Here is a 13,907-nt window from a genome sequence, read left to right as displayed (position 1 = left end):
TTTATGCACAGTGATACGAAAGCAGCAAACGCATTACCGACTCACATCGATTCTGTTAATCAGCATTTGTTGCAAACTTGCCGATTCTTCATTCGCTTTTTTCAGTATTCGGATCTAAACGCCTTTACAAAATATAGAGCCGACAAAGATGTCGCTCGTTACCAAAGTTGGTCAACCTACACGTTCCAAGATGCCTTGGACCTATTCAATAAAATGGACTATTCATCTTTCGGCCAAATAGGCAGTTGGTACCAACTTGCCATTGAAGATCGTAAATCACACCAGTTGGTTGGTGATCTTGCACTGCATTTTGTCGATCATGAAAAAATGGAAATTGGTTATACCATCGCAGCAAAAAATCACAGAACAGGTATCGCATTTGAAGCAATTTCCGCATTACTGGATTATCTTTTTTTAACCTTAAACAAGCAGAAAATCGTCGCTTTTGTCGATAAAAGAAATATCGCATCCTATCGACTTTTAGAGAAGGCAGGATTTAAACGAGTCGCCGATCTACAAGCAAATTCATCTGTTCTAACTGGTTGGGGTGATGAATATTTATACATGAAATTACGTTCTGCCCATTTACAGTAACCGTTACTATTTGTTTGAGCCAATCCATGCACATATCACTAAAAATCTTTGGACTAGAGTGTGGTAAAAATTCGTTTAAATATTTATTTTTATAGAGAAAAATCATAAAACCTGTTAGGTTTTTCATACACAGATAAAACAAACGGCCGTCACATGGAATCATTATTTTCTCAGCTAAAAACCTATTTATCTCAACTCCCTGCCTATTTGTCTCAATCAAATCTAAATTGGGGAACTGACGTCCTACTCATCACCTGTGTTAGCTTAATTGCTTGGGTCGCTTGGCGAGTAATCTATGCCCGACTAGAAGCCATTGCAACTAAAACCAAAGTTCATTGGGATAACGTTCTCATCCATGCTTTAAAAACGCCAATTAGTGTCTTGTTGTGGTCTTGGCCTGCAACGGTGTCTATTGGTTTAGTGATGGAAAACTATATCACCCACTCGCTCGATTGGTTGGCAACATTAAAGACGCTATTGATTATATCGATTTTCATTTGGATCGTACTTAGGTTAATCCATAACGTAGAAGAGCATGTTCTAAAACAAAAAAACCGCGACGAAACCACTGTCCAGGCTATTGCAAAAGTTGCCAGACTGCTTTTCATTGTCATGGGTTCCTTGTCAATAATGCAGACGTTGGGCTTGAGCCTTTCCGGTCTACTAACGTTTGGTGGCGTCGGTGGTTTAATCGTTGGTTTGGCCGCTAAGGATTTATTGTCTAACTTTTTTGGTGGCATGATGATTTACTTTGATCGCCCATTTAAAGTTGGTGATTGGATACGTTCACCAGACAGGGAAATAGAAGGCACTGTAGAGCGAATCGGCTGGAGAATGACCATCATTCGAACCTTCGACAAAAGACCATTGTATGTTCCCAATTCTATATTCAGCAATATCGTGGTAGAAAACCCATCCCGCATGTTAAACCGACGTATCTACGAAACTATCGGGCTTAGGTATCAAGACGCACACAAAGTCGACGACATTATTAAAGATGTTAAAATAATGCTTCAGAATCATCCCGATCTGGATATGTCCCAAACCTTAATTGTAAACTTCAATTCCTTCGGCCCATCCTCGTTGGACTTTTTCTTATACTCTTTCACCAAAACGGTTAACTGGGTGCGTTTTCATGAAGTAAAACAAGACGTGTTATTGAAAGTAATGGAAATTATTCATGAACACGATGCCGATGTCGCCTTCCCAACTCAGACATTAAAAGTAGAACAGGCTACACCGCCCAATGGTTTTCCATTATCTACTGTTGGACAGTAAAAATACGCATAAAAACAGTTAGATTGTCATTGTTTGAAGCAGCGCTCAAATAACATTACCTCATTATTGCAAAATATGTGTTTGTTAAAAAATGAGCTTGATTATAAGTGAGATAGCTTCAGTCACAGTGGACACAAATCTAATATGGAAAAGAAAATTAACTGGGGTATTATCGCTCCCGGAAGAATAGCCCATCGTTTTGCGCAAGGTTTTTCAGCTATCGAAGATGGAAAATTGTTTGCCGTCGCGAGCAGAAACACTGAGCGAGCACAGAGTTTTGCTCAACAATACGATATAGATTATGTGATGGATAGCTATGAAGAATTAATTCAGCATCCCGACATCGATGTAATCTATATCGCCAATCCACATCGTTATCACCATGAAACCGTGAAACAGTGCTTAATGGCCGGAAAAGCGGTGCTTTGTGAAAAACCCTTAACCGTCACTGCACAACAAAGCATAGAACTGTTTGAGTTAGCTAGAACGCAAGAGGTCTTTTTAATGGAGGCAGTTTGGAGCCGGTTTTTACCTTGTTGGGTGCAGGTAAAACAGTGGTTAAATGAAGACTTAATTGGTGATATTCGGTTACTACAATCCAATTTTGGCTTTCAACCGAAGAAAGATTCAACTGATCGGTTGTTTGATCTTAACCTTGCGGGCGGTGCTTTACTCGATACCGGTATCTATAATATTGCGCTGTCCGAATTTGTGCTTGGTAGGCAGCCGAGTAATGTTCAATCAGCTGTATTAATTGGAGAAACCGGTGTGGATGAACGCTGTAGCGTTACCATGGATTATGGCGAGGTCACGAGTCAATTTACCTGCACCTTTTTAAGTTGTTTAGATAATGAATTTCATATCGTAGGCGAAAAAGGAACCATCATTGTTGCGGGTAATTTTTGGGATGCCAAAAAAGCGACGTTAAAAACCAACGTTGGTGAAGTTTTAGTATGCGACAAACCTCATCGCGCTAGTGGCTTTGAATATCAAGTTGAAGAAGTTCATCGATGCCTCAAAAATAAACAATTATTTTCTACCAACATGACCCCTGAAATTACTATTGCCAATATGCAAATAATGGATAAAATTTTACATGAAGCAGGGATTGTGTTTCCGTTTGTGGAAAGAGATTTATCCGCTATTTGTAAGTAAATGATATATATGTAGATGAAAATCAAAGGGCATGTTTGCCCTTTGATTTAGCTGATTAATTTAAGCAATATGAATAACGTTTTGCTTACTTCGCTTTTCGGCGCGCTTCTACTGCATCCGCTAATTGACGCAACACCGCTTCGGTATCATCCCAACCAATACAAGCATCAGTAATGGATTGACCATAACAGGCTGCTTTTCCATCAACTAAGTCTTGACGGCCTTCTACCAAATGAGATTCGATCATTACACCAAAAATAGCCTCTTCGCCATTAGCCATTTGCTGTGCAATATCTTCCGCAACAACCATCTGACGTTGGAACTGTTTAGAGCTATTCGCATGGCTAAAATCTATCATTACTTTTTGTGGTAATTTAGACGCTTCTAATTGAGACTTTATAGCCGAAACATGTTCCGCACTATAGTTTGGCTCTTTACCGCCACGCAAAATAATATGACAATCAGGGTTCCCTGCCGTTTCTACAATTGCAGAATGACCATATTTGGTTACTGATAAGAAATGATGCGACGCTTCTGCACTACGAATAGCATCCGTAGCAATCTTAATATTACCGTCTGTTCCGTTTTTAAAACCAACAGGACATGAAAGACCAGATGATAACTCTCGGTGAACTTGAGATTCTGTCGTTCTTGCTCCAATCGCTCCCCAACTGATAAGGTCGGCAATATATTGTGGAGTGATCATATCTAAAAACTCACTCGCAGTTGGAATACCCATATCAGTCAGATCTAAAAGAAGCTTACGCGCAATTCTTACGCCATCATTCAACTTATAAGTATCATTCAAATAAGGGTCATTAATCAGACCTTTCCAACCCACCGTGGTACGTGGTTTTTCGAAATACACACGCATGACAATTTCTAGCCGATCACCAAGTTCATCGCGCAATACTTTCAGTTTTTTCGCGTACTCTACTGCAGCTTCCGTATCATGAATCGAACACGGACCAATCACCACCAACAAGCGGTCATCTTTATCCTGTAATATATTAGATATTGCTTTGCGAGCTTTATAGGTTGTCGAAGCGGCTGTTTCAGTCGCTGGGAATTTTTCTAATACAGCTACAGGGGGAAGTAATTCTTTTACTTTATTAATTCTTACGTCGTCAGTTTGATGCATTGCTACTACTCGTCCTATGTTTTCTTATAATAAGGCTTATGTCATTCTCTAAGCGGTAACTTATCGGCTAAAAAAGATAACTTCAAGCACTTTTTGAAACAAATTTCAATATCAGGCTATAATTTACACTTTACACGAAATGTATAATTAAATTTACACTCATTTAGAGGGACAAAGAGGTCGCTTTTTGTTCAAATCTGTACATATTGTTATCACTTACCAACCTTTGCAATTGATGACTGAAGGCAAGCACTGATGATTCAAGTTAAATCAGTGAAGGTGAATTATCTACTAGTGCCACATAACCAAAATAGCGGCAATCGCTACCATCACAAGCGCTACTATATCCTTACGTTTTACACTTTCTTTTAACCAAAAAAATGAGATTAACATGGTAAAGAAAACTTCTACTTGCCCTAAGGTTTTTACGTAAGGCACTACTTGTAGTGACATTGCACTGAACCAACCAAATGATCCAATAACACTGGCTATGCTTGTGGCTATGACCAATTTAGGGTTAGCAAACATTCTTGCCAGAGTTTCTCTATCTTTTACGTACAAGTAGCTAGATAACATGACGGTTTGTAACGAGATAACTAAGAAAAGAACCCACGCCGCCCGATGAGGGAAAGGCAACGAAAGACTCAAGCTAGCTTCTCTAACCCACAGCGAAGTCAACGCAAAACTAGTACTGCACGCAAAACCGAGCAATGCTGTCTTTAAAGATATGCTACGGAAACCGTGTGGGCAGCTTAACATCAGCACAGCAAATGCCCCGATAGCGATCCCTAACCAGCCAATCAACGTAATTGATGTGCCAAAAAAAACCACCCCAAGCAGTGCTGCAACTGGTGCTTCACTTTTCGCTAAACCAGCTCCAATAGCAAAATTTTTCTGCTTAAAAAGAACCACCATTAACGCTGTGGCGACAATTTGCATTACCGAAGCTGCTACAATAAAAAAATAGGACGAGCCGCTGAAACTAGGCAAGGCGACTGGCTGCCACCAGTAAATCACCATAAGATAGAGTAGCGCAATTGGACTTGCCCACAGAAATCGCGCGAGTGTTACACCTAAAACGTTAAAATCAGCACTCAACTTGCTTTGGAAAGCATTACGCCAAGATTGACTAAAAGCGGCAAGTAACGTCAATAATATCCAAGTCACAGCGGTAATCACCCATATAAAATGTACTGCCTATGTTAAGGTATAAGGGTAATTAAGTCATTAGGTTAAAGCAGAATGATAGCGAAGATGTAAGTTATTCTAACTGATGGATATATTCTACCACCACTTCGTTACCTTCAATGTAAGCTCGTTGAATTTCACCATCCACCGTCATTTTTGTCTTTAAGTAAGCCTGTTTGTGGCTATGTTCTGCCCGTCGCAAAGAAGAAATCGCATCTTTGGGGTCAATATGTAAAATCTGGCAAAATTGGTTAATAAAACTCATCGTCAAAGGAGCATCCCCGCGTAACAGCTCTGAGAACTCTTTTTGATTCAATCCAAGCCGTTTTACGACTTCCATTTGCATCAATCTCATCGTCGCTTTTTTTGACATCCAAACTTGGTTAAGTTCAGCCCGATCTTGTTCAGTAAACTTCACATTCATTCCTCGTATATATTCAACGGAAATGACTATGCCTATTGATATATCAAACGTGTCAAATTTAAGTGAAATTTTATCCTAAAAAGCATTTTTTATAAAAAATGGAAACAAATCAGCTTATTCAGCCAACCATTCCGCTTCTACCACGGTTTGACCTGCACATTTAATCCGCCCAGTAAATAAATCGCCTTGATACACTACGCCCACTCCGGCCGGAGTTCCGGTCATCACAATGTCATTATTCTTCAATGTAGTATAACTGCTGAGTTCAGATAAGATCACTCTTGGAGGATACAACATTTGGCCAACGTGACCACTTTGAATTCGAACACCATTTATAAACAGCTCGATACTAAGGTCGTTAATATCCAGTCCATCTAGAGGTACAAAGCGACTAAGAACCACTGAACCATCAAAGGCTTTGGCTCGTTCCCATGGTAAACCCTTGCTTTTTAACCGGCTTTGTAGCTCTCTTTTTGTCAGATCTAATCCAAAACCGATTGCGGCTAGTTTCTTGCGCTTAACTAAGAAGCAAATTTCAGCTTCATAGTGCAACGGCTCTTGATGAAAGGATGAAAGATGCTTAGAAATAGACGAATTGGGTTTATTAAACACCACCATCTCATCAGGTATGGCATTATTTAACTCGTTAATATGATCAATATAGTTTCTACCAACACAGAGTATCTTGCTTGGTTTCACTTTTTTGTTACCTAGTACCACGATATTCATTTTAAAATCCTTTTTATAATGTTGGCACAACCGCCAAATTACCTAAATGCAGGTTAGTGGCAAGCAAGTATGAATTATGTTGACAGTTTTGCTAGCAACTTTTCACACAATCGCTTCAACTCGATTAGCTCTTCTATATCCATATTAAGTTTACACATCATACCATTAGGGACAGCCAGCGCCTGACTTTTTAGCTCAATGCCTTGTTTAGTTAACGTCAGCATTCTCACTCTTTCATCTTCTAGTCCTCTTGTCCTGCTGACTAAGCCTTTACCTTCTAATCGTTTTAATAACGGCGTTAATGTTCCGGAATCAAGATATAACCTGGCGCCTAATTCTTTCACATTTATCCCGTTGGTTTGCCATAAAACCATCATTACAAGATATTGCGAATAAGTCAGATCAATTTCAGTTAACAAAGGTCGATAAGCTCGTACTACCGCATTCGCTGCGCTATATAAAGGAAAACAAACCTGATTATCCAACTCAAGTAGGCCATCAGTTTGAACGGTATTGCATGATGTCATAACATCCTCCAAATAAATATTGTGCGCAATATACTTGCAATCGTGCATAAATTCGATTTATACTTTACCACAACTTAATTGCACACAATTTAATTGACAAGGAAAATATCATGACAACATTATATAAAACTCAAGCAACTGCATTAGCTGGTCGCAATGGTAAAGTAGCAACTAACGACGGGCTGCTAGAATTAAACCTAAGCTATCCAAAAGAAATGGGCGGTTCAGGTACGGCTACTAACCCAGAACAATTATTTGCTGCAGGCTATTCAGCTTGTTTTTCAAACGCTATTTTACATGTTGCCCGCGAAGCTAAAATTAACATTGATCAAGCGCCTGTAACCGCAGAAGTGGGCATTGGACCCAATGATGAAGGTGGGTTTTCTTTAACCGTAAGTTTGGCAGCAACACTAGATTTACCGCAAGAAAAAGCACTAGAAGTTGTACGTATGGCACATAAAGTATGCCCATATTCAAACGCAACTCGTAATAATATTGATGTGGATGTGACTGTGAATGGCGAAGCTATTTAAGCCTTTCAAGTACCGCTTAATTAACCTGTCAGCCTATCTATTTTCTGACCTAAGGATTAAGAAAAGAAGTGATAAACAATAAGCCTGAATATTTCAGGCTTATTGTTTTAATCTAGAACGTGTGGCTGGATAACGCAATTAGCCGTTAAAGATACTCACAAAGATAAGCGGTTTCTTGCTCGACTTTCACGTCAAAAGATGAATCGCCGATAACATCAAAAGCTTGTCCAGCGACAAAGGTCAGCCACTCGCTATCATCCACTCTTTTTATTGTTAGTGCACCTTTAATAACCGTCATTTTCTCTGGTGCACCCGTACCAAAAGTATACTCGCCAACCGCCATAACACCCACACTGCTATCGCCATCATCTTGTGTAAAACCTAACGATTTAACACCACCATCAAAATACGTATTTTCCTTAATCATCTTACCGCCTCGTTAATTGAATAAATCTGTTTTATGGCTAATTTTCTCTACGTTAATAGTTATAGCTAATTCTCTTTAAATGAAGCTGCTTTAATTTAAGTGGCTTCAAGCCAATAAAATTAGTGGATCGGTTTATCCGAATCTTTAAACTGGCCAAAATAATGTTCTAACACCTCAGGGGTTAATTTTCCTTCAGCTTCAAGTTTTTTCAGCTCATCAACCACTGCTTTTTGTTCGTCAAGTGAAGGAAGCTTCACTTCAGCTTCATCCGACACTTCTAACGCCATATTTTCCAGTTCTTTTTCAAAATCGCTCATTGCTATTCCACTTGATGGTAATGTATTAATAATTAATTTGTAGATAGTAATCTATTAATAAGAAGTCTACCTATTTCCGGTGGCTGATTCTAGAAAAACTCATCTTGGTAATATTACTTTTTGCAATTTACTACTTGTGTTTGACTCAATTAACCACATATTGAGCGTAGAGGTTAACGTAGTTATTGCTGATTTGTTGAGCACTTAAACTTAGTAACGGGAACTTATTCGAATTTATAGCGACAAAGTTTAAACAAAGTAGGAGATATGTCGTCATATGTATTCAGAAACATTTCAAAAATTACAACACTATCTAGACTCTCAAGTTATTGGGCAATCAGAACTTGTACAACAACTTTTGATTGCACTGCTAGCTGATGGTCATATTTTAGTTGAAGGACCTCCGGGTATCGCTAAAACCCGAGCGGTTCAAAAACTATCTGACTGCATTGAAGGAGATTTTCATCGTATTCAATTTACCCCTGATTTACTTCCGGCAGATCTAACGGGGACTGATATTTTCAGACCTGAAACCGGTGAATTTACTTTTCAACCCGGACCAATATTTAATTCATTAGTATTAGCAGATGAAATAAATAGAGCACCTGCCAAGGTACAAGCTGCAATGCTTGAAGCCATGGCAGAAAAGCAAATTTCAGCAGGTAGAAAGACCTACCCTTTACCGCAATTATTTTTGGTCATGGCGACTCAAAACCCTATTGAGCAAGAAGGGACATACCCGTTACCAGAAGCGCAACTTGACAGGTTTTTAATTCATTTGGATGTTAAATATCCAGATGCTGAAAGCGAACTCGAAATACTTCGGCTCAACCGAGGCGAAGTATTAGGAACCAATCAGATTGAAAAGGCATTAGTTAGCCAACAAGATATTTTTCAAGCAAGAAAAGAGGTCATGTCAGTGCATATGGCTGACACAATTGAACAATATATTGTAAGGCTGATTGTGGCAACACGCCATCCTGAAAACTATAGTCAACAACTAACAGAGTGGTTAGAAATGGGCGTAAGCCCAAGAGCCACGATTGCGTTAGATAGATGCGCTCGTGCACGTGCTTGGTTACAAGGTAGAGATTACGTCACACCAGAAGATGTACAAGAAATGGCCTTCCCCACCTTGAGGCATAGATTACTGTTAAGCTATTCGGCTCAAGCTCAAGGTATTCATCCAAACCAAGTGATACAACATTTGCTTTCTATGGTCGCCAGTGCTTAGCGAATGTGAATACTAGCCAATAAAAAATGAATATACGTTAACGTAATTCGACAAGAACGAATGAGTGAGTAACCGGTGTTTGTAAAAGAGAAAACATTTACATCTGAACTGCCTGAAGGAGCGAATGGAGTAACGCTATCACTGAGTGAGTTACTGCATTATAAAAGCCAAACTGTGCGCTGGCTTCCTCCTGCCAAAAGCTTATGGTCACAGCTTAATGGTCAACATATCAGTGCTCAAAAAGGGCGCGGTATGAATTTCTCTGAAGTCAGACAATATCAACCGGGCGATGATATTCGCTCAATAGACTGGCGAGTTACGGCACGAACAGGAAAGACACACACCAAGTTGTTTACCGAAGAAAGAGAACAGCCCGTGATGCTGTACTTAGATTTTTGCAAATCGATGCGTTTTGGTTCACAGATGATGCTCAAATCCATACAAATGGCTCATATGGCCAGTTTGATTAGTTGGCTAGCTATAGATAAAAAAGATCGCGTCGGCGCAATTTTAGATTCAGGAACAGAATTACTTGATATAAAACCGACATCTCGTAACAAAGGACCATTGCAACTATTTAACCAACTTATTCAAATGCATAATCAAGCACTCACTGATGAAATTGGTAAGGAAAAACCGTTATCAGATGGTCTCACTGCTTTACATAGACTTTGCCCAAAAGGAAGTGACATTATTATCTGTAGTGATTTCACCAGATTAAATTGTACGCATGACAAAATACGTTTATCACGCTTACGTCAACACAACAGAGTAAGTATAGTTCAATTTTATGATCCGTTAGAACTTGGTCAAACGCATTATCGTGGAGTAGAAAAGGTCACCAATGGCCAACAATCTTTGTGGTTAAATTTTGCAACAAAAAACAACCGCCAACAGCTAAAAAATGCATTTAAATCAGAGCAGAACAAGCTTACCTCCTTGTGTAACTCGCTTGCTATACCGTATTATTCGATATCTTGTGCTCAACCTCTTGTCTCTCAAATTACCGGAACGACAAAATGACGGATAATACCGCTAGCAATTCAACCACCGACCTTGGACTTTCGTTAGAAGCCATTCATTTACCACCAACACCAGATTTCTGGCCATTACAATGGGGATGGTGGACACTTTTGGCTGGCATTATTGTTACGCTACTGCTGATTGTATTTCTGTTTAAGTGGCGTAAACGTAGGCTTAGAGCGAAAAAAGCGGCTCTCGCGCTACTGCAATTAGAAAAGCAAAGTATTACTCCTTCTGGTGCGATGGAAATCGTTCGCCAAGCAGTTCTCAGTTATTACCCAAGAAACCGAGTAGCTAATCTTTCTGGTCAGGAGTGGTTGTCATTTCTTGACTCGCAAGTCGCTAACCCGATTTTTTCTGACAATGAACAAGAATGGTTAGTCTCTCTGTATCAGAAGTCGGCAAACACCGACACGGAAAAATTGGTTTCACAGTGTGAAACTTGGTTAATCACCGCACTGCCACCAAAAAAAGGAGGCCGCGAGTAACATTATGATTTGGGGTGACTTTATGCTTTTGCAAAACATAGAATTTGTCTGGTGGGAGATACTTATTCTCTTACCCCTCCCCATCTTAGTTTATCGATTTGCTCCTGCTGTAAAAGAACACCAAGCTATAACGTTAGCCTATCTGCCGAATGACGGTCAGCCCCCTGCTCCCTCTAATTTAACCAGCAAGCTAGCGGTGTCGTTAATTTGGCTCTGTTTGGTGTTAGCGAGTGCTCGGCCAGTTTGGTTCGGCGAACCAATACAAAGCCAACCCAAGCATCGGGATATGATGCTAGTAGTCGATTTATCCGGTTCGATGGATATCGAAGACATGGCGTTTGAAGGAAAATATTTCGATAGATTAACCACAGTAAAACGGGTATTAACAGATTTTATAAATAAACGTTCAGGCGATCGTTTAGGATTAATCCTTTTTGCCGATCATGCGTACCTACAAACCCCCCTCACGTTAGATCGTACAACCGTTAATACACAAATAGATCAAGCGGTACTTGGGCTGGTTGGCAATAAAACCGCTATTGGAGAAGGGTTAGGCCTAGCAATTAAGACTCTAATTGATAGCGATGCCCCTCAACGAGTTATCATTTTGCTAAGTGATGGCACGAATACGGCTGGCGTTTTAGACCCTTTAAAAGCGGCAGAAATCGCCAAAAAATATCAAGCAACCATATACACAGTAGGAATTGGTGCTGGCGAAATGACGGTGAAAGATTTTTTTGGTAACCGAAAAGTCGATACAGCCAAAGATCTCGATGAAACCACACTGAACGCAATCGCTCAAATGACAGGCGGACAGTATTTTCGTGCTCATAACGAACAGGATTTGCAAAATATTTACCAAACTATTAACGAGTTAGAGCCTGTTTCAGGCGCACAACAAATCTGGCGACCGCAAACAGAATGGTTTGGTTATCCATTAAGTGTGGCATTTTTATTATCATTAATTTTGATTATTTTGAGAAAAGTCCGTGTCTGATTTTAAATTGTTAACTCCTATTTGGCTCTTGGCATTAATTCCTGTATTTGTTGTGGTTTTCTGGTTGGTAAAAAGTCAATCATCATCAGGGTTAATTGCTGCACATATCGCACGTAAGCTAGGCCTAACTCAAACTAAAACCCACAAATGGGCTGTTTTTCTACTTTCGGTATCATGGACAGTTGCCGTAATTGCTTTGTCTGGACCCAGTTTAGAAAAAACCACAAGGCCTGTATATGAAACCGGTAATTCCCGCATATTACTACTGGATATGTCTCGTTCAATTTATGCCCAGGATATTAAACCTAATCGCCTAACTCAGATAAAATATAAAGCGTTAGATCTGCTGCCTTATTGGTCGGAGGGTAACACCGGTTTAATCGCGTATGCTGGCGACGCTTATACCATTAGTCCGCTAACCTCCGATTCGGCAACTTTAGCTAACTTAATCAATAATTTATCGCCTGACATTATGCCTTATCAAGGTGCAAATGCAGTTAAAGCAGTAGAACTTGCGATAAATAATTTGCAGCAAGCAGGCCACAATAAAGGCGATATTATATTAATTTCCGATGATCTAGATGATCAAGAATTAGCGGGAATACAGGCTTTATTAACTAACAAAGATTGGACGCTTTCGATACTTGCGGTAGGCAGTGAAGTAGGTGCACCAATTCCGTTAGCAGATGGCAGTTTGTTAACCAACAATCTTGGTAGCACCGTGATAGCGAAAACCAATATGCGTAATATGCAACAGGCGAGTCGAATCACTTTCGGCGCTTTCGCACCCGTGCAAACTGATAGCTCCGACGTTGAATTAATTGCAAAAAAAACAACACAAGACGATCTATCCGCTAAAAAAGCAGGCCAGCAGGAGATAGAAGAACCGACCAATAATGGTTACTGGTTGTGCTTATTTTTGCTCATTCCGGGCTTGTTATTATTTAGAAAAGGCATCGTTTTTGTCTTGTTAGTCAGTACAATAACCTTATCGGGCCTTAAACCCGTTGAAGCCTCTGCTTGGTTAAACGATGATCAGCAAGCCTTGCAAAGTTTCAACTCGAAGGATTATCAACGAGCACTAGAACAATTTGATGACCTTCGTTGGAAAGCCGCGGCAGCTTATGAAGCAGGTGATTATCAGCAAGTGATTAAACTGTTGCAAGATCAACAAGATTTAGATTCACAATACAACTTAGCCAACGCTTACGCTCAGTCTGGACAGTTTGAAAAAGCGATAGAAGGTTATGAGAAAGTGCTAGCCTCGGATGAAAATTTCATCGACGCTAAAACAAATTTAGATAAGGTTAAACAGCAACAGCAACAGCAACAGCAACAGCAACAGCAACAGCAACAGCAACAGCAACAGCAACAGCAACAGCAACAGCAACAGCAACAGCAACAGCAACAAGATAAGAACTCATCGTCAGAGAGTCAACCGTCTTCAGAGCAAAGCGATAACCAACAAGATCTAGCAGATAACCCGAGCCCTCAGGAATCTCAGGAATCTCAGGAATCTCAGGAATCTCAGGAATCTCAGGAATCTCAAAATAAACCCGAGCAGCTGCAGCAATCAAGCGCGCATGATGAACCACAAGACAACAATGAAAATAACGATGATACTGGACAAACAAGACCATCCGAGCCAGATAAGCGCTCCGAAACAGAACAAGAACCTTTATCAGAAACAGAGGTTTCCGCAGACAAGGATAACAGCCAGTCTGTTGATCCAGAATTACGCAAACTTGAACAGGTCGAGAATGCTCGTGACCCAAGCCATTTGATTCGCGCTCAAATGTTATTACAAGCGCGAGAAAAACAAACACCACAAGATACAAGTAAGAGTTGGTAA

The 13,907-nt window shown here is 40.0% G+C and carries 16 protein-coding genes; 9 read left to right on the top strand and 7 right to left on the bottom strand.

Annotated features, from left to right (window positions below; translation table 11 throughout):
• Nucleotides 1-3 precede the first annotated feature (3 nt).
• From R3X26_RS02695 to R3X26_RS02685, 3 genes are all read left to right on the top strand, one after another.
• Nucleotides 4-594, top strand: a complete 591-nt coding sequence (locus R3X26_RS02695; RefSeq protein WP_317715590.1) for a GNAT family protein — start codon at nt 4-6, stop codon at nt 592-594.
• Nucleotides 595-747: 153 nt separating this feature from the next.
• Nucleotides 748-1,872: a mechanosensitive ion channel family protein gene (locus R3X26_RS02690; protein WP_317715589.1), complete on the top strand. Its 1,125-nt coding sequence runs from the start codon at nt 748-750 to the stop codon at nt 1,870-1,872.
• A 144-nt stretch (nt 1,873-2,016) separates the two neighbouring features.
• Nucleotides 2,017-3,027, top strand: coding sequence for a Gfo/Idh/MocA family oxidoreductase (locus tag R3X26_RS02685; RefSeq protein ID WP_317715588.1), 1,011 nt, complete (start codon nt 2,017-2,019; stop codon nt 3,025-3,027).
• Nucleotides 3,028-3,112: 85 nt separating this feature from the next.
• Here the strand turns inward: R3X26_RS02685 and aroG are convergent, their stop codons facing one another.
• The 5 genes from aroG to R3X26_RS02660 form a co-directional block, all read right to left on the bottom strand.
• Nucleotides 3,113-4,168, bottom strand: a complete 1,056-nt coding sequence (gene aroG / locus R3X26_RS02680; RefSeq protein WP_317715587.1) for a 3-deoxy-7-phosphoheptulonate synthase AroG — start codon at nt 4,166-4,168, stop codon at nt 3,113-3,115.
• A gap of 291 nt (nt 4,169-4,459) precedes the next feature.
• A complete protein-coding gene (locus R3X26_RS02675) occupies nt 4,460-5,335 on the bottom strand; it encodes a DMT family transporter (RefSeq protein WP_317715586.1) in 876 nt (291 codons plus the stop codon).
• 94 nt (nt 5,336-5,429) lie between these two features.
• Nucleotides 5,430-5,774: an XRE family transcriptional regulator gene (locus R3X26_RS02670; protein ID WP_317715585.1), complete on the bottom strand. Its 345-nt coding sequence runs from the start codon at nt 5,772-5,774 to the stop codon at nt 5,430-5,432.
• A gap of 120 nt (nt 5,775-5,894) precedes the next feature.
• Nucleotides 5,895-6,509 carry a fumarylacetoacetate hydrolase family protein gene (locus tag R3X26_RS02665; RefSeq protein ID WP_317715584.1) on the bottom strand — a complete coding sequence of 205 codons (615 nt, stop codon included), beginning with the start codon at nt 6,507-6,509 and terminating at the stop codon, nt 5,895-5,897.
• Between the two features lie 74 nt (nt 6,510-6,583).
• The gene (locus tag R3X26_RS02660) at nt 6,584-7,036 is read right to left on the bottom strand and encodes a MarR family transcriptional regulator (protein ID WP_317715583.1); all 453 of its coding nucleotides are present in this window, start codon (nt 7,034-7,036) and stop codon (nt 6,584-6,586) included.
• Nucleotides 7,037-7,146: 110 nt separating this feature from the next.
• On the opposite strand from R3X26_RS02660, the gene R3X26_RS02655 reads away from it, so the two are divergent.
• Nucleotides 7,147-7,569 (top strand): organic hydroperoxide resistance protein, encoded by a 423-nt coding sequence (locus R3X26_RS02655; protein ID WP_317715582.1) that lies wholly within the window; start codon nt 7,147-7,149, stop codon nt 7,567-7,569.
• Nucleotides 7,570-7,714: 145 nt separating this feature from the next.
• On the opposite strand, the gene R3X26_RS02650 is transcribed toward R3X26_RS02655, so the two are convergent.
• Together R3X26_RS02650 and R3X26_RS02645 are read right to left on the bottom strand one after the other, a co-directional pair.
• Nucleotides 7,715-7,996 (bottom strand): pyrimidine/purine nucleoside phosphorylase, encoded by a 282-nt coding sequence (locus R3X26_RS02650; protein ID WP_317715581.1) that lies wholly within the window; start codon nt 7,994-7,996, stop codon nt 7,715-7,717.
• A gap of 119 nt (nt 7,997-8,115) precedes the next feature.
• A complete protein-coding gene (locus tag R3X26_RS02645) occupies nt 8,116-8,313 on the bottom strand; it encodes a restriction endonuclease subunit S (RefSeq protein ID WP_317715580.1) in 198 nt (65 codons plus the stop codon).
• A gap of 277 nt (nt 8,314-8,590) precedes the next feature.
• On the opposite strand from R3X26_RS02645, the gene R3X26_RS02640 reads away from it, so the two are divergent.
• From R3X26_RS02640 to R3X26_RS02620, 5 genes are all read left to right on the top strand, one after another.
• Complete coding sequence (locus tag R3X26_RS02640; protein ID WP_317715579.1) at nt 8,591-9,547, top strand: MoxR family ATPase; 957 nt, start codon at nt 8,591-8,593, stop codon at nt 9,545-9,547.
• 75 nt (nt 9,548-9,622) lie between these two features.
• Nucleotides 9,623-10,570: a DUF58 domain-containing protein gene (locus tag R3X26_RS02635; protein ID WP_317715578.1), complete on the top strand. Its 948-nt coding sequence runs from the start codon at nt 9,623-9,625 to the stop codon at nt 10,568-10,570.
• Nucleotides 10,567-11,058, top strand: a complete 492-nt coding sequence (locus R3X26_RS02630) for a DUF4381 domain-containing protein (protein ID WP_317715577.1) — start codon at nt 10,567-10,569, stop codon at nt 11,056-11,058. Before R3X26_RS02635 ends, R3X26_RS02630 begins: the two co-directional genes overlap by 4 nt.
• A gap of 22 nt (nt 11,059-11,080) precedes the next feature.
• Complete coding sequence (locus R3X26_RS02625; RefSeq protein WP_411572381.1) at nt 11,081-12,055, top strand: vWA domain-containing protein; 975 nt, start codon at nt 11,081-11,083, stop codon at nt 12,053-12,055.
• On the top strand, nt 12,048-13,907 hold the full coding sequence (locus R3X26_RS02620) for a VWA domain-containing protein (protein ID WP_317715576.1): 1,860 nt from the start codon (nt 12,048-12,050) through the stop codon (nt 13,905-13,907). Before R3X26_RS02625 ends, R3X26_RS02620 begins: the two co-directional genes overlap by 8 nt.

The organism is Vibrio sp. TH_r3 (assembly GCF_033101115.1).
GTDB lineage: Bacteria > Pseudomonadota > Gammaproteobacteria > Enterobacterales > Vibrionaceae > Vibrio.
The sequence above is the reverse complement of the archived record's forward strand: the minus strand, read 5'-3'. Positions and strand labels throughout refer to the sequence as shown.